Origin of the sequence: Curtobacterium sp. PhB128 (genome assembly GCF_004340725.1) — a bacterium.
GTDB lineage: Bacteria > Actinomycetota > Actinomycetes > Actinomycetales > Microbacteriaceae > Curtobacterium.
In genome coordinates, this window is record NZ_SLUR01000005.1 from 33,771 (window position 1) to 50,533 (window position 16,763).

Annotated in this window: 12 protein-coding genes and 1 riboswitch; of the genes, 8 read left to right on the forward strand and 4 right to left on the reverse strand. The window is 70.1% G+C overall.

All coding sequences use genetic code 11. The features are described from left to right. Positions 1-9: 9 nt before the first annotated feature. Positions 10-384, reverse strand: coding sequence for a BlaI/MecI/CopY family transcriptional regulator (locus EDF23_RS10040; RefSeq protein ID WP_111084962.1), 375 nt, complete (start codon positions 382-384; stop codon positions 10-12). Positions 385-480: 96 nt separating this feature from the next. After that, a riboswitch (glycine riboswitch) is annotated at positions 481-584 on the forward strand. A 151-nt stretch (positions 585-735) separates the two neighbouring features. Between EDF23_RS10040 and gcvT the strand changes: the two genes are divergently transcribed. From gcvT to gcvP, 3 genes are read left to right on the forward strand one after another with little or no spacing between them, the layout of a single operon-like run. After that, positions 736-1,854: a glycine cleavage system aminomethyltransferase GcvT gene (gene gcvT, locus EDF23_RS10045; RefSeq protein WP_131921577.1), complete on the forward strand. Its 1,119-nt coding sequence runs from the start codon at positions 736-738 to the stop codon at positions 1,852-1,854. 4 nt (positions 1,855-1,858) lie between these two features. Continuing rightward, positions 1,859-2,236 (forward strand): glycine cleavage system protein GcvH, encoded by a 378-nt coding sequence (gene gcvH, locus EDF23_RS10050; RefSeq protein WP_123294121.1) that lies wholly within the window; start codon positions 1,859-1,861, stop codon positions 2,234-2,236. Then, positions 2,233-5,172, forward strand: a complete 2,940-nt coding sequence (gcvP, locus tag EDF23_RS10055; RefSeq protein WP_131921578.1) for an aminomethyl-transferring glycine dehydrogenase — start codon at positions 2,233-2,235, stop codon at positions 5,170-5,172. The genes gcvH and gcvP overlap by 4 nt, the downstream gene beginning before the upstream one ends. On the opposite strand, the gene EDF23_RS10060 is transcribed toward gcvP, so the two are convergent. Next, a complete protein-coding gene (locus tag EDF23_RS10060) occupies positions 5,169-7,166 on the reverse strand; it encodes a S9 family peptidase (protein ID WP_131921579.1) in 1,998 nt (665 codons plus the stop codon). The genes gcvP and EDF23_RS10060 overlap by 4 nt on opposite strands. Positions 7,167-7,472: 306 nt before the next feature. On the opposite strand from EDF23_RS10060, the gene EDF23_RS10065 reads away from it, so the two are divergent. The 5 genes from EDF23_RS10065 (at position 7,473) to EDF23_RS10085 (ending at position 13,504) form a co-directional block, all read left to right on the forward strand. Continuing rightward, positions 7,473-9,098 carry an ABC transporter substrate-binding protein gene (locus EDF23_RS10065; protein WP_123938971.1) on the forward strand — a complete coding sequence of 542 codons (1,626 nt, stop codon included), beginning with the start codon at positions 7,473-7,475 and terminating at the stop codon, positions 9,096-9,098. Positions 9,099-9,326: 228 nt separating this feature from the next. Further along, positions 9,327-10,256, forward strand: a complete 930-nt coding sequence (locus EDF23_RS10070; RefSeq protein WP_123938970.1) for an ABC transporter permease — start codon at positions 9,327-9,329, stop codon at positions 10,254-10,256. Continuing rightward, entirely contained in the window at positions 10,246-11,196 is a 951-nt protein-coding gene (locus EDF23_RS10075; protein WP_123938969.1) for an ABC transporter permease, read from the forward strand. The genes EDF23_RS10070 and EDF23_RS10075 overlap by 11 nt, the downstream gene beginning before the upstream one ends. Continuing rightward, the gene (locus tag EDF23_RS10080; RefSeq protein WP_131878322.1) at positions 11,193-12,935 is read left to right on the forward strand and encodes an ABC transporter ATP-binding protein; all 1,743 of its coding nucleotides are present in this window, start codon (positions 11,193-11,195) and stop codon (positions 12,933-12,935) included. Before EDF23_RS10075 ends, EDF23_RS10080 begins: the two co-directional genes overlap by 4 nt. Positions 12,936-12,997: 62 nt before the next feature. Further along, positions 12,998-13,504, forward strand: a complete 507-nt coding sequence (locus tag EDF23_RS10085) for a PH domain-containing protein (RefSeq protein ID WP_131921580.1) — start codon at positions 12,998-13,000, stop codon at positions 13,502-13,504. 181 nt (positions 13,505-13,685) lie between these two features. Here EDF23_RS10085 and EDF23_RS10090 read toward each other — a convergent pair whose 3' ends face one another. Then, the gene (locus EDF23_RS10090) at positions 13,686-15,830 is read right to left on the reverse strand and encodes a dipeptide ABC transporter ATP-binding protein (protein WP_123294114.1); all 2,145 of its coding nucleotides are present in this window, start codon (positions 15,828-15,830) and stop codon (positions 13,686-13,688) included. Next, entirely contained in the window at positions 15,823-16,761 is a 939-nt protein-coding gene (locus tag EDF23_RS10095) for an ABC transporter permease (protein ID WP_123340697.1), read from the reverse strand. Before EDF23_RS10095 ends, EDF23_RS10090 begins: the two co-directional genes overlap by 8 nt. Positions 16,762-16,763 lie beyond the last annotated feature (2 nt).

Here is a 16,763-nt window from a genome sequence, read left to right on the forward strand (position 1 = left end):
CGACCCCGGTCAGGAACGTGCGCGGGCGTCGAGGGCGCGGCGAAGGGCCTCGAGGTCGTCGGAGGCGAGCGAGCCGGTGAACTGTAGCAACGCTGCTTCACGGTCGGCCGAGGCGGCGAGCGCACTCGACATGAGGGATGCGGTCTGTTCGTCGCGGCTGTGCACGGCACGGAAGCTCAGCGGGGCGTCGTCGTGCTCCTGCCGCTCCACCTGGCCCTTGCGGCCGAGCCGGTCGAGGACGGTGAGCACGGTGGTCAGCGCCGGCCGGGGCTCCGGGAAGGCATCGAGCACCTGTCGTGCGGTGAGGCCGTCGGTCACGGAGCGGAGCGCGTCGAGCACCGCTTGCTCGAGCTGCCCCCTGGGGCGTGATCGCTGTCCGGCCATCCCCGCATTCTACGAGATGTCGAAGGCCGGCACGCGACACACGTTCGTAACGCGGTCTCGGTATGCTCGGCGCGGACAACTGAACACACCGGCCGCTCATCCGTCGCGGGAGACGCCGTGCACGTGCCCTCGGGTGCACGCACGGCACCGAAGGAGCAATCCCCCCGTCAATCTCTCAGGTCCCACACCGCAGCGGACAGGCCACTCTGAAAAGCAGACGCTCAGTCGTCTCGCCCACGGTGAAAGCCGCCGGACCTCACGGGCCGCGGTGAAACTCTCAGGCCCATGACAGAGGGGGAGTTCCACCCGGCGATCGTCGCCGGGCCCTGCTGATGCCAGGAGAACTCCGCCATGAGTCCGACGCCACTGCGTTCGTCCCCGCTCGAACCCGCGCACGAAGCCGCCGGTGCGACCTTCACCGACTTCGCCGGGTACCGCATGCCCGTGCGGTACTCGTCCGACCTCGCCGAGCACCACGCCGTGCGCCAGTCGGCCGGGGTCTTCGACCTGTCGCACATGGCCGAGATCGGCGTCACCGGTCCGGACGCCGTCGCGTTCCTCGACCACGCGCTCGCCGGCTCCTTCGGCGCGATGCCGCTCGGCCGCGCGAAGTACTCCCTGCTGCTCGCTGAGGACGGCGGGATCCTCGACGACCTCGTCGTGTACCGCACCGACGACGACGTGTTCCTCGTCGTCGCGAACGCCTCGAACCGCGAGGTCGCCGTCGCCGCACTGTCCGCGCGCACCGACGGGTTCGACGTCGCGGTGTCGGACGACTCGGACAGCACCGCACTCGTCGCGATCCAGGGCCCCGCGGCCGCCGGCACGCTCGACGCCCTCGTCGTCGCCGACCGCCTGCAGCCGGAGAGCCCCCTCGACGACCTCGGGTACTACCGCGCCCTGCACGCCGTGTTCGACGGCTCCGAGGTGCTCGTCGCCCGCACCGGGTACACCGGCGAGGACGGCTTCGAGCTGTACAGCGCACCGGAGGTCGCCCCGGCGATCTGGGACGCGCTGCTCGAGGCCGGCGCCGACCGCGGTGTCGTCCCCGCCGGGCTCGCGGCGCGCGACACCCTGCGGCTCGAGGCCGGCATGCCCCTGTACGGGCACGAGCTCGGCACCGACGTGCGCCCCGCCCAGGCAGGCCTCGGCCGCGTGGTCGCCAAGAGCGGTGACTTCGTCGGCGCTGCCGGTGTCGCGCCGTCGGACGACGCCCGCGTGCTCGTCGGGCTCGTCACCGAGGGCCGCCGCGCCCCGCGTGCCGGCTACGACGTGGTGCACGACGGCACGGTCGTCGGCACCGTCACCTCGGGTGCCCTCTCGCCGACGCTCGGCCACCCGGTCGCGATGGCCTTCGTGGACCCGGCGCTCGCCACCGAGGGACAAGTCCTGCACATCGACGTCCGCGGAACGGCCATCCCCAGCACCGTCACCGCGTTCCCCTTCTACCGCCGTCCTCAGAAAGGCTGATCCCGTGAGCGACCAGACCGCACTCCAGTACACCGCCGACCACGAGTGGCTCCTCGTCGAGGGCGACACCGTCACCGTCGGCATCACCGACCACGCCGCCGAGCAGCTCGGTGACGTCGTCTACGTCGAGCTCCCCGCCGTCGGCACCGCCACTACCGCGGGCGAGCAGATCGGCGAGATCGAGTCCACCAAGAGCGTCGGCGAGCTCTTCGCGCCGATCGAGGGCGAGGTCGTCGCGGTCAACGACGCCGTGGTCGACGCCCCCGACACGGTCAACCAGGACCCGTTCGGCACCGGCTGGCTCGTGAAGATCAAGGTCGACGGCACCTCGTTCCCCGAGGACCTGATGGACCACGACGCGTACCGGGCGTCCATCGCATGACCGGCCCCGACGACCAGCAGGGGTTCCAGAACCTGCAGACCTCGTTCGCCGACCGCCACATCGGCACCACCCCGGCCGACCAGCAGACGATGCTCGACACCGTCGGTCGGCCGTCGCTCGACGCGCTGGTCCGCGCCGCGATCCCGGAGTCGATCCACGCGGCACCCGTCACCGGCTCGGTGATCCCCGCCGCCATCGGCGAGACCGAGGCGCTCGCCGAACTCCGCGCCAAGGCCGGACGCAACACCGTCCGCCGCGCCATGATCGGCCTCGGCTACCACGGCACCCACACCCCCGCCGTGATCCAGCGGAACGTGCTCGAGAACCCGAGCTGGTACACGGCCTACACGCCGTACCAGCCGGAGATCTCGCAGGGCCGGCTCGAAGCGCTCATCAACTTCCAGACGATGGTCTCCGACCTGACGGGCATGGCCACCGCCGGTGCCTCGATGCTCGACGAGGGCACCGCCGTGGTCGAGGGCATGCTCCTCGCCCGCCGCGCGTCCAAGGTGAAGGGCGACGCGTTCCTGGTCGACGACGACCTGCTGCCGCAGACCCGCGCGCTGCTCGACCACCGCGCCGACGCCGTCGGCATCACGCTGCGTGCGTTCGACCCCGTCGTCGGGCCGACCGACGCCCAGCTCGACGGGGCCTTCGGCGTGATCGTGCAGTACCCCGGTGCCTCCGGCCGGATCGTCGACCCGTCGCCGATCATCGAGCGCGTCCACGCCGGCGGCGGCATCGCCGTCGTCGCGGCCGACCTGCTCGCCATGACCCTGCTCGCCAGCCCCGGTGACCTGGGTGCCGACGTCGCCGTGGGCACGAGCCAGCGCTTCGGCGTCCCGCTCGGCTTCGGTGGCCCGCACGCCGGGTACCTCGCCGTCCGGGCCGGCCTCGAACGCCAGCTGCCCGGTCGCCTGGTCGGGGTGTCCTTCGACGCCGACGGTGCGATGGCCTACCGCCTCAGCCTGCAGACCCGCGAGCAGCACATCCGCCGCGAGAAGGCGACGAGCAACATCTGCACCGCGCAGGTCCTGCTCGCCGTGATGGCCTCGATGTACGCCGTCTACCACGGGCCCGAGGGGCTGCGCTTCATCGCGGACCGGGTCGCCCGGACGACGTCGGCGCTCGCCGCGGTCGCCCGTGACGCCGGGCTCGAGGTCGTGCACGACGCGTTCTTCGACACGCTCACCCTGCGGGCCACCGGTCGCGCCGGGGCGATCATCAGCGCAGCGCAGGACGCCGACTTCCTGCTGCACCAGGTGGACGAGGACGTGTTCCAGCTCTCCGTCGACGAGACGACCACGCCCGACGACGTCACGCGCCTGGCGGGCGTGTTCGGGGCCGTGGACGTGACCGTCCCCGCGACCGAGGCCGCCGTGCGTGACGCGGCCACGGGCCTCCCGGCCGGTCTGCTGCGCGAGAGCGACTACCTGACGCACCCCGTCTTCAGCGCCCACCGCAGCGAGACCCGCATGATGCGGTACCTGAAGCACCTGGCGGACAAGGACTACGCGCTCGACCGGGGCATGATCCCGCTCGGCAGCTGCACGATGAAGCTCAACGCGGCGACCGAGATGGCCGCGGTGACGTGGCCGGAGTTCGCGAACATCCACCCGTTCGCGCCGCGCGGCGACGTCGAGGGCTACCTCGACATGATCGGTGACCTGGAGTCCTGGCTGGCCGAGGTCACCGGGTACGACACCGTGTCCCTGCAGCCGAACGCCGGCAGCCAGGGCGAGCTCGCCGGACTCCTCGCGATCCGCGGGTACCACCTGGCGAACGGCGACACCGAGCGCACCGTCTGCCTCATCCCGTCGAGCGCGCACGGGACGAACGCCGCGTCCGCGGTGCTCGCCGGCATGAAGGTCGTCGTGGTCGCCTGCGACGAGAACGGCAACGTCGACCTCGCCGACCTCCGCGCGAAGACGGAACAGCACGCCGACACCCTCGCGGCGCTGATGATCACGTACCCGTCCACCCACGGCGTGTACGAGCACGACATCCGCGAGATCTGCGACGCCGTGCACGACGCCGGCGGCCAGGTCTACGTCGACGGCGCGAACCTCAACGCGCTGCTCGGCCACGCCCGCTTCGGCGACTTCGGCGGCGACGTCTCGCACCTCAACCTGCACAAGACCTTCTGCATCCCGCACGGCGGTGGCGGACCCGGTGTCGGTCCGGTCGCGGCGAAGGCGCACCTGGCGCCGTACCTGCCGGGGCACCCGTTCGCCCAGCAGGCCGACCGACGGCCCGGTTCGACCGAGGCCGAGGCCGAGGACCGCCTGGCGCACGCCGGCGGCCCGGTCAGCGCGGCCCCGTACGGCAGCCCGAGCATCCTGCCCATCACGTGGACCTACGTCCGGATGATGGGGCTCGAGGGCCTCACCCGTGCGACCGAGGCAGCCGTGCTCGGGGCGAACTACATCGCGGCCCGACTGCGCGACGCGTTCCCAGTGCTCTACACGGGCGAGGACGGCCTCGTCGCGCACGAGTGCATCCTCGACCTGCGACCGTTGCGCGACACCACCGGCATCACCGTCGACGACGTCGCCAAACGCCTGGTCGACTACGGCTTCCACGCCCCGACCATGTCGTTCCCGGTCGCCGGCACCCTGATGGTGGAGCCGACCGAGAGCGAGGACCTGGCCGAGCTCGACCGGTTCGTCGACGCGATGCTCGCCATCCGTGCCGAGGCCTCGGCCGTGGAGCGCGGGGAGTGGCCGGCGGACGACAACCCGCTCGTGCACGCCCCGCACACGGCGTCCTCGGTGATCTCGGGGGAGTGGGAGCACGCCTACACCCGCGAGCAGGCTGTCTACCCGCTGCCGGGCATCAGCGGCCGCAAGTACTGGCCGCCGGTGCGCCGGATCGACCAGGCGTACGGCGACCGCAACCTGGTGTGCGCGTGCCCGCCGGTGGAGGCGTTCGCCTAGCGACCCGCGTCCACCGGCGTGACGGGCAGGTGCTCCGCCCACCAGGCGAGGACGTGCTCGAACCGCTGCACGCGGTGCCACGGCGTGCCGGAGCGGGAGAGCTCGTGGCCCTCGCCCGGGAACACGAGGAACGATGCGTCGACCCCTCCGCGCCGGAGGGCCACGAACTGGCGCTGCCCCTGCTCGATCGGGCAGCGCCAGTCCGCTTCCGAGTGCGCGACCATGAACGGGATGGTGACCTGCGCGGCGTACGTCAGCGGGCTCCGGCGACGCTGCTCTTCCGGGTCGGCACCGACGTACGCGTCGGCGAAGTACCAACCGATGTCGGAGCTGCCCGCGAACGAGTCCCACGCGTTCACGGCGCGCTCGCTCCACGCGGCGATGAACCGCTCGCCGTGGTGGGCGGCGACCCAGCTCGTCATGAACCCGCCGTACGAGCCGCCCATGATGCCGACGCGTGCCGCGTCGAGGTCGGGGCGCTCGAGCGCTGCGTCGAGCAGGGCGAGCACGTCGTCGACGTCGACGGTGCCCATCGCCCCGATGACCGCGCGGCCGTGGTCGAGTCCGTAGCCACCGGAACCTCGCGGGTTGCCGATGACGACGGCGTACCCGGCGCTGGCGTAGACCTGCGCCTCGTCGAAGAACGCCCAGGTGTCCTGGCCGAACGGTCCGCCGTGCACCACCCGGAGGACGGGGTGCGGCCCCTCGCCCTCGGGCAGGACGACCCAGCCGTGCACCGGGGTGCCGTCGGCAGCGGTGCCGGTGAGCTCCTCGATGCGGCGGACACCGGGGGCCGATGCCTCGGACCGGAGCGGGGCCGCGTAGTCGGTGAGGACCGTGGGGACCGCATCGTCGGGCGCGGTCAGGTCGACCACGTGCACCTCGCCGGGCGAGTCCGTCGTGGCAGCCGTGGCGACCAGGACGTCCCCGTCGACGTCGAAGCCCGAGACGACCAGACGGCCGCCGAGGACGACCCCGAGCTCGTCGAGCCGGAGCGGAGCCGTCGTGCCGGCGGGGACACGACGGACGGTGACGGTGCCGCGGTCGAGCACCTGCACGAGGACGTCGTCGCGGTGGAACACCGGCGTCCCGGTGACGTCGACCGTCTCGCGGGCGGTCAGTCGGACCGGTTCGGAGTCGTGGGCCGCGACCCACAGCCCTTCGGGTTCGCCGACCAGTCGCCCGTCGCGGTGCGACGCCCCGACGTAGTGGACGGTACGGTCCGGGGCGATCGCGATCGAGCTGACGGAACCCTCGGTCCGGATCGCCAGCGCCATCGTGCCGTCGGACGCGTCGACGCGGTACAGGTCGTCGTCGTGGGTCTCACGCGCACCGAGGTCTCGCGGGGCGACGACGAGGAGCGCGCCGCCGTCCGGGTACCAGGCCGGTGCGGACACCGAGCAGGGCGCGCTCGTGAGCGGGGAGTCCGCCGGTGCCGCTGCCGGGTCGGTGACGTCGACGACCACGATCTGCTGCGGCTTGTCGAGCAGGTACCCCGTGCCGTCGACGTGGAAGTCGAGCCGCGACACGAGCCGCGGCGCCTCGGCGGCCGCTGCCGGGCGACGGTCGCCGCCGGGGACTGCGGAGCCGTAGCGCCCGGGTTCGGGGAACCGTGCGGTCACCGCGACACGTGTCGAGTCGGGCGACCAGACGGGGTCGCCGGCACCGAGGGGGAGCGCGGTGAGGACGCGGGCCTCGCCGCCGTGCACCGGTGCGACGGCGAGCTGTGGGTGGGCGACGCCGTGGTCGTCCTGGACGGACCGGAGGAAGGCGAGCGAGCGACCGTCGGGGGACAAGGCCGGCGAGGAGTCGCGGTCGCCGGACGTCCAGCGGACCACGCCCTCGGCGCTCATGCGTTCGATGGTGCTGCGGTACGCGTCCTGATCGAGGTCCGGACGGGAGACCGCGACGAAGGCCGCTCCGCCGTCCCCGGGATCACCGCTGACGGTGGGGGAGGAGGGGACGTGGAGATGAGGGATGTCGTTCGCGAGCACGTGTTCACGGTACGGCTGGTGCGACGCGGATGCCCGGGTCCTGAGGGGGACTCGGAACAGGTCTTCCTTGCACAGAACTGTGTCGCAGTGCAACGAATTTCATGCAGATGCAACAAAAGCGCGAGGGCGTTCAGCAAGCGCGCGAATCTTGCATCTTCTCGCAAGGATCGTGCAAGTTGGTTACCGGCTTGTAACCGTTCGCTCCAGGGTTTGGAGGCTGCTGTCCACCTTGCCTACAGTGCAGATGTCAAACGCGCCCGGGTGACACCGCTGTGCCCTTGCGCGTCCCATGCACCAGGAGGAACCTTGATCAAGAAGCGCGCCGGGCTCACAGCCCTCGCCGTGCTCGGGGCCACAGCACTCGCCCTGACCGCCTGCTCCAGCAACAGCAACAGTGGGGGTGGCTCGGGCTCGTCCAACGCCTCCGGCATCGTCACGACCAACGGCAGCGAGCCGCAGAACCCGCTGATCCCGTCGAACACCACCGAGACCGGTGGCGGCAAGATCATCGACTCGCTCTTCGAGGGCCTCGTGTCCTACGACGCCGACGGCAAGTCCGTCAACGAGGTCGCGAAGAGCATCGACACCGATGACTCGAAGACCTTCGACATCAAGCTGAACACGAACTACACGTTCACGAACGGCGAGAAGGTCACCGCGGAGTCCTTCACCAAGGCCTGGAACTGGGCCGCGCAGAAGTCGAACGCCCAGGGCGCCAGCTACTTCTTCGAGAACATCGAGGGCTACAACGCCGACAAGGACTCGGAGCTCACGGGCCTCAAGGTCGTCGATGACGACGAGTTCACCGTCACGCTGAAGTCGGCCCAGTCGGACTTCCCGCTGTCGCTCGGCTACTCGGCGTTCGTGCCGCTGCCGTCCTCGTTCTACGACGACACCAAGGCGTTCGGTGAGAGCCCGATCGGCAACGGTCCGTACAAGCTCGACGGCAAGAAGGCCTGGACGCACAACCAGTCCATCAAGCTCGTCACCAACAAGGACTACGAGGGCAAGCGCAAGCCGAAGAACGGTGGTCTGACGATCACGTTCTACGCCTCGCAGGACACCGCGTACTCCGACGCGCAGGGCGGCAACCTCGACGTCCTCGACGCCGTGCCGGATGCAGCCTTCGCGACGTACAAGTCGGACTTCCCGGACTCGAACGTCAACCAGCCGGCCGCCATCTTCCAGGCGATCTACCTGCCGTACTACCTCGACCACTGGAAGGGCGAGGAAGGCACGCTGCGTCGTGAGGCCGTCTCGATGGCCATCAACCGCAAGCAGATCACCGACAAGATCTTCGACGGCACGCGCACCCCGGCGAAGGACTTCACGTCGCCGGTCATCGCGGGCTGGAACGACGACCTCGACGGCTCCGACGTCCTGGACTACAACGAGTCCGAGGCCAAGAAGCTGTGGGCCGAGGCCGACAAGATCTCGAAGTACGACGACACCCTCACCATCACGTACAACGCCGACGGTGGGCACGAGGCGTGGGTGACCGCGGTCACGAACTCGATCTCGAACACGCTCGGCATCAAGGCCGAGGGCAACGCGATCCCGACGTTCCAGGAGGCCCTTGACCTCCAGACGAACGACAAGCTCACGGGCGGCAGCCGCACCGGTTGGCAGGCCGACTACCCGTCGCTGTACAACTTCCTCGGCCCGACCATGGGTGAGGGCTCGTCGAACAACTACTCGCGGTACGACTCCAAGGAGTACAACGACCTGCTCGCCGAGGGCCGTTCGGCCGCCACGGTCGAAGAGGGCAACAAGTCCTTCGACCAGGCCCAGGAGCTCCTGTTCAAGGACCTCCCGGAGATCCCGCTCTGGTACTCGAACGTCACCGGTGTCTGGAACGCCGACAACGTGTCCAACGTGAAGTTCGGTTGGAACTCGGTGCCGCTGTACTACGACATCGAGGTCACGAAGTAACACCGCTCTCCTCGAGAGCACCGCGTGGGCAGGTATCCTGCCTCGCGACCACCGGACGGGGGTTCGGGGACCGCACAGGTCCCCGAACCCCCGTACCTCGGCGGCAACACCTTCCCCCACCACATCGGGCGCCGCCGCCCGAACCGGACATCCGTGCCGACCCTCGGAACGTCCACCCCTCACCACAATGAACCTGATCGACATCGCTCCGGACCGGGCAGGGATCTGATGCTCTGGTACCTCGGCAAGCGCCTCCTGCAACTCATCCCCGTGTTCTTCGGGGCCACGTTCCTCATCTACTTCATGGTGTTCTCGCTGCCCGGCGACCCGATCGCAGCACTGTTCGGCGACCGCCAGCCGTCGCCGCAGGTCATCGAGACCCTGCGCCAGCAGTACAACCTGGACAAGCCGTTCATCGTCCAGTACCTGCTCTGGATCGGCGGCGTGTTCCGCGGCGACCTCGGCGTGACCTACTCCGGTCTGCCGGTCAGCCAGCAGCTCGCCTCGGCGTTCCCGATCACCGCTCGCCTGGCGATCCTCGCGCTCGTGTTCGAGGCCGTCGCCGGCATCGTCGTCGGTGTCATCGCGGGTCTGCGCAAGGGCAAGCTGTTCGACGCCACCGCCCTGGTCGTGTCGCTCCTGCTCATCTCGGTGCCGACCTTCGTCGTCGGGTTCCTGCTGCAGTACGTGTTCGGCATCAAGCTCGGGTTGTTCCGGGTCACGGTGTCCGGAGAGGCCCCCTGGTCCGAGCTCGTCCTGCCCGCCATCGTGCTCGCGACGGTGTCGTTCGCCTACATCGTGCGCCTCACCCGCGCCAGCGTCGCCGAGAACACCACGGCGGACTTCGTGCGCACCGCGACCGCGAAGGGCCTGCCCCGTCGTCGTGTGGTCGGCGTGCACATCTTCCGGAACTCGCTCATCCCCGTGGTGACCTACCTGGGTGTCGACATCGGCAACCTGATGGTCGGCGCGATCGTCACCGAGGGCATCTTCAACATCAACGGTGTCGGCGGCACGGTGTTCCGCGCCGTCAAGCTCGGCGAGGGCCCGACGGTGGTCTCCTTCGTCGCCGTGATGGTCATCATCTTCATGCTCGCCAACCTCCTGGTGGACCTGCTCTACGCCGTCCTGGACCCGAGGATCCGCTATGCCAAGTAACGCCGCACCCCGTTCGGCGACGCACTTCGTCGCCCCGCTGGAGGAAACGCCCCTGCAGGCGATCGACCAGGTCAACGAGGACGAGAAGACCCGTTCCCTGTGGACCGACGCCTGGGAGTCCATGCGGACCCGTCCGACGTTCTGGATCTCCTCGATCCTGATCCTGCTGATCATCGTCGTCGCGGTCTTCCCCGGGCTCTTCGCCCACGTCGACCCGCGGGCGTCGAACCTCGACAACAGTGACGGCGGACCCGAGGCCGGGCACATCCTGGGCTTCACGCGCCAGGGCTCCGACGTCTACGCCCGCGTGATCTGGGGCGCCCAGAACTCGCTCATCGTCGGCATCGTCGCGACGGTCCTGGTGTCGCTGGTCGGCATCGTGATCGGCGCGCTGGCCGGTTTCTACGGCGGCTGGCTCGACACGATCGTGTCCCGCATCGGCGACATCTTCTTCTCGATCCCCACCGTCCTCGGTGCGATCGTGATCATGTCCGTCATCCCCGCGCGGAACGCGATCACCGTCGCGCTCGTGCTCGCCGCGTTCGCGTGGCCGCAGATCGCCCGCATCATGCGTGGTGCTGTCCTGAGCGCCAAGCAGGCCGACTACGTCATGGCGTCGGCGGCCCTCGGCGTCAGCCGGTTCAAGACGCTGCTGCGCCACGTCATCCCGAACTCGCTGGCTCCGGTCATCGTGGTCGCGACCGTCTCGCTCGGCTCCTTCATCGTGGCCGAGGCGACCCTGTCGTTCCTCGGCATCGGACTGCCGCCGTCGGCCCTCAGCTGGGGTCTCGACATCGGCACGGCGCAGACGTCGATCCGCACCAACCCCTCGACGATCTTCTGGCCGTCGGCCGCGCTGTCCATCACCGTGCTCGCGTTCCTGCTCCTCGGTGACGTGGTGCGCGACGCGCTCGACCCGAAGGCGAGGGCCCGCCGATGAGCGAGACGCTGACCAACCCCACCGGCCGACGCACCAACGCCGACGGCGCCCCGCTGCTCGAGATCCGCGACCTGCAGGTCGGCTTCAAGACGCAGTCCGGTCTCGTGCAGGCCGTGCGCAGTGTCGACCTCACCCTCGAGCAGGGCGAGCGCCTGGCCATCGTCGGCGAGTCCGGTTCCGGCAAGTCGACGAGCGCCCAGGCGATCATCAAGCTGCTGCCCGGCACCGGCCAGGTCACCGGCGGGTCGATCAAGTTCAACGGGCGCGAGCTCGTCGGGCTGAGCGACAAGGAGATGTCCGAGATCCGCGGGAAGGAGATCGGCTACGTCCCGCAGGACCCGATGTCGAACCTCAACCCGCTGTGGTCGATCGGTTTCCAGGTCGAGGAGGCGATCCGTGCGAACGGCATGGCCACCGGCAAGAAGGCCGTCCGCGACCGTGCGATCGAGGTCCTGAAGGAAGCGGGCCTCGGCGACGCCTCGACCCGCCTCAAGCAGTACCCGCACGAGTTCTCCGGCGGTATGCGACAGCGCGTGCTCATCGGCATCGGTCTGTCGAGCCGCCCGCAGCTGCTCATCGCCGACGAGCCGACGAGCGCGCTCGACGTCACGGTCCAGCGCGTCATCCTCGACCACCTCGAGAGCCTGACCCGCGACTTCGGCACCTCGGTGCTGTTCATCACGCACGACCTCGGCCTCGCCGCCGAGCGCGCCGAGAAGCTCGTCGTGATGTACAAGGGCCAGGTCGTCGAGGCCGGTCCCTCGAAGGAGATCCTGGCCAACCCGCAGCACCCGTACACGCAGCGCCTGGTCGCCGCGGCGCCCTCGCTCGCGAGCCGCCGCATCCAGTCGAAGGTGCAGCACGAGCGCATCGAGATCGCCGACGCCGGCAACGACGACGCCGAGCTCATCGCCCGGGCGCAGGAGCGCGAGCACCGTCCCGCCGAGGACCTCATCGTGGTGAAGAACCTCGAGAAGATCTACAAGCTGCGCGGCAAGAGCCTCGCCACCCGCGAGCTCAAGGCCGTCGACGACGTGTCGTTCGCGATCCCGAAGGGCACCACCACGGCGCTCGTCGGCGAGTCCGGTTCGGGCAAGTCGACCGTCGCCAAGCTGGTGCTGCAGCTCGAGAGCATCTCGAGCGGCACCGTGCAGTTCGACGGCATCGACATCGGCGCGCTGAAGGGCAAGGACCTCTTCGACTTCCGCCGCCGCGTGCAGCCGGTGTTCCAGGACCCGTACGGCTCGCTGGACCCGATGTACAACGTCGGGAACACGATCGCCGAGCCGCTCGCCACGCACAAGGTGGGCGACAAGGCATCGCGCCGGGCCCGCGTGCTCGAGCTGCTCGACCAGGTCGCGCTGCCGAAGTCGATGGTCAACCGCTACCCGAACGAGCTCTCGGGCGGGCAGCGGCAGCGCATCGCCGTCGCCCGCGCGCTCGCACTCAAGCCGGAGGTCATCGTCCTCGACGAGGCCGTCTCCGCGCTCGACGTGCTCGTGCAGGGGCAGATCCTCGACCTGCTGACGGAGCTGCAGACCGAACTCGGCCTGACCTACCTCTTCATCACGCACGACCTGGCGGTCGTCCGCCTGGTCGCGGACAACGTGTGCGTCATGCGCCAGGGCAAGATCGTCGAGAAGGCGACGACCGACGAGGTCTTCGCCGCCCCGAAGGAGCAGTACACGAAGGACCTCCTGGCCGCCATCCCCGGCGCCGGGTTCGAGTTCGGACGCTGATCCTGCTGGACACGAACGAGGCCGGACGTCCCGTCGTCCTCCGCGCTGGTCGCGGAGGCGCCGTGGCGGCCGGCCTCGTCGCCGTCCTGGGCCTCTTCCTGCTGGTCGACGCGGCCGTGCGCGGCAGCTGGATCGTGGTGCTCGACGCCGTCGGACCGATCGCCGTGCTCGTCTGGGTCCTGTGGGTGCTCACCTACCGCCCGTGCATCCGCATCGACGACACGGCCGTCACCGTCGTCAACCCGCTCCGCCGCACCGTGGTGCCGTGGCACGCGGTCGCCGACGTCAAGCTCCGCTGGCAGATCGTCATCGAGACGGTCGCCGGCCGACGCGTGCAGTGCTGGGGCGGCCCGTCGCTGCCCCGGCCGAAGCCGGCCCGGCGCGGCGAGCGTGCCGTGCTGCGCCAGCCGGACGAGATGACCGTGCTGCTCGACCGCTGGGCTGAGCAGCGCGCCGTCGCCGGTGACGGCGACGCCGTGCGCGGCTGGGACCGCCCCGCCGTCATCGTCGGCGCGGTCGCGCTGGCGCTCCTCGCCGTCTCGCTGCTGAGCCTGTCGCTGGGAGTCTGACGCGGCTCGCGATCGCGACCACGAGACGGACGGGAGGCCCGGCGCACGACGTGTGCCGGGCCTCCCGTCCGTCTGCGGCTCACGTCCACTGCCGCGCTTGGTGAGCAGAAATGGTCGGGTCCGCCAACGGGACCCGACCATTCCTGCTCACCATGTGGAGCGGTGAACGTGACCAGCGTCGTCAGACGACCGCGCCGACCCGCTCGGTGAGCAGGTGCTCCTGGTCGGTCTGGATGCACGCGACGCCGCGGCCGTGCACGTCCTGCAGGCGCGGGTCGACGGTGCGGCACTGTTCCTGCCGACCCTCGTCGAGGAGCTGGTAGAGCGGGCAGCGGGTGCGGAACCGGCAGCCGTCGATGCGCTCGGTGGGGGAGGGCAGGTCCCCGTCGAGCAGGATCCGACCACGGGCGGCCTCGGCGGACGGGTCCGGCACCGGCACGGCCGACAGCAGGGCCCGCGTGTACGGGTGCTGCGGGTCGGAGAACACCTTGTCGCCGTCGCCGTACTCGACGATCCGGCCGAGGTACATGACCGCGACGTCGTCGGCGATGTGCCGGACGACGGACAGGTCGTGCGCGACGAACAGGTACGACAGGCCGAGGCGGTGCTTCAGGTCCTCGAGCAGGTTGATCACGCCGGCCTGCACCGAGACGTCGAGCGCCGAGACGGGCTCGTCGAGCACGAGGATCTTCGGTTCGACGATGAGCGCCCGGGCGATGCCGATGCGCTGCCGCTGGCCACCGGAGAACTCGTGCGGGTACCGGTCGATGTAGCTCGGCTCGAGCCCGACGAGCTCGAGGACCTCGCGGACCCGGCGGCGGATCTCGTCCTTCGCGACCCCGTGCACCGTCAGCGGTTCACCGATCACCGAACCGATGTCGAGCCGGGGGTCGATCGACGCCATCGGGTCCTGGAACACGACCTGGATGTCGCGGCGGATCGCCAGGCGGTCCTTCTTCGACAGCGACGCGGTGTCGACGCCGTTCACCCGGATGGTGCCCTGCTGCGCGCCGGCGAGCTCGAGGATCTCCATGATCGTGGTGGTCTTGCCGCAGCCGGACTCACCGACCAACCCGAGCACCTGCCCGCGCTTCAGCGTCAGGGAGATGCCGTCGACCGCGTGCACCTCGCCGATCTGCCGCCGGAAGAGCGCGCCCTTGGTGAGCGGGAACGTCTTGACGACGTCGGTGAGCTCGAGCACGACGTCGTCGCCGTGGTCGACCGCCGCCTCGGGGATGTCCTCGGGGCGGGGGAAGATCTCCGACCGCTCGAGGGTGCCCGCCGCGATCTCGTCGCGACGGATGCACGCGGCGGTGTGGTCGTCGAGCAGCGTGCCGTTGCCGATCGTCGGGACGGTCCCGGTCAGGACCGGGTTGTCGCCGCTCTGCGGGACGGTCGGCTCGACCAGCGCGGGCTCGCCGTCGCGGCAGGCGTCGATGACCGCCGGGCAGCGGTCGGCGAACGGGCAGCCGGTCGGCTTCTGCGTGAGCAGGGGCGGGCGGCCCTCGAGCGGGACGAGTCGTTCGGTGCGGGCCGCGGTCATGTTCGGCATCGAGCGGAGGAGCCCGATCGTGTACGGCATGACGGGCTCGCGGAAGAGCGGCTCGACCGGAGCCGTCTCGACGATGCGGCCCGCGTACATCACGGCGACGCGGTCCGCGTTGCCGGCCACGACACCGAGGTCGTGCGTGATGAGGACCACGGCCGCGCCGGTCATGTCCTTCGCCGTCTGCAGCACGTCGAGGATCTGCGCCTGGATCGTGACGTCGAGCGCGGTGGTCGGCTCGTCGGCGATGATCAGCTTCGGGTCGTTCGCGATGGCGATGGCGATCATCGCGCGCTGCCGCATGCCGCCGGAGAACTCGTGCGGGAACGCGTCGAGCCGCCGAGCGGGGTTCGGGATGCCGACGACGCGCAGGAGTTCCTCGGCGCGGGTGCGGGCGGCGTGCTGGGTGAGGGAGCGGTCGTGCAGTCGCAGCCCCTCGATGATCTGCTGGCCGATCGTGTACACGGGCGTCAGAGCGGACAGCGGGTCCTGGAACACCATCGCGATGTCGCCGCCGCGCAGGCGGGACATCTCGCGGTCGTTCTTGCCCAAGAGCTCCTGGCCGTCGAAGCGGATGCTGCCCTCGACGTGGGCCGACGACGGGAGCAGACCCATCACGGCCATCGAGGACACCGACTTGCCGGAGCCGGACTCGCCGACGATCCCGAGGAACTCGCCGGGGGCCACCGTGTAGTCGACCCCGCGGACGGCGTAGACGGGCTTGGTCTTCGGGTTGAACGTGACCGACAGGTCGGACACGGTCAGCAGCGGCTCAGTCACGGTTGGCTCCGGAGGTGGGGTCGATGGCGTCGCGCAGGGCGTCGCCGAGCAGGCTGGTCGAGAGCACGGTCGCGACGAGGGTCGCGGCGGGCAGGACGAACAGCCACGGGCGGGTGACGGCGGACTGGCTGCCGGCGGCGAGCAGGGTGCCGAGCGAGACGTCGGGGATCTGGATGCCGAAACCGAAGAAGCTCAGCGAGCTCTCCGCCAGGATCGCGGCCCCGACGCCGAGCGTCGCGTCGATGATGAGCAGGGACGCCACGTTCGGCAGGATGTGCCGTCGGATGATCGTGAACGCCGGGACGCCCATGAAGCGGGCGGCCTTGACGTAGTCGCGTTCGCGCAGGGACATCGTCTGGCCGCGGATGACGCGGGCCATCACCATCCAGCTGAACACCGCGAGGCCGACGATGAGCGCCACCCACGTCAGGTTCTTGAACACCGGGCTGAGGAGCACGAGCGCGTAGAACGACGGGATCACGAGCAGCAGGTCGATGACCCACACGAGCACGCGGTCCACGGTGCCGCCGAAGTAGCCGGCGATCGCACCGACGATGCCGGCGATCAGCGTGGCGGCCGGACCGGCGATGAGGCCGATGAGCAGCGACTTCTGCAGGCCGACGAGCGTCTGCGCGTAGATGTCCTGGCCGATGTCGTTCGTGCCGAACCAGTGGGCGGCGCTCGGCGGCATGCCGAACGCCAGACCGTCGGAGTCGACGGCGTTCCAGTGGTACAGGTGCGGGCCGACGAAGGCCCACAGCAGGATGAGCAGCAGGGCGCCGCCACCGATGCGGGCACGCCAGGTGCCGAACACCTTGCGCCAGAGCGGCGTGCGGCCGCCCTTGACCTCGATGACGTGCGCCGGGGTGCCGGCGTTGCCGTCACCGGGGTCACCGGCAGTGGTCGTGGTCGTGGGGTCGAGAACAGACACGG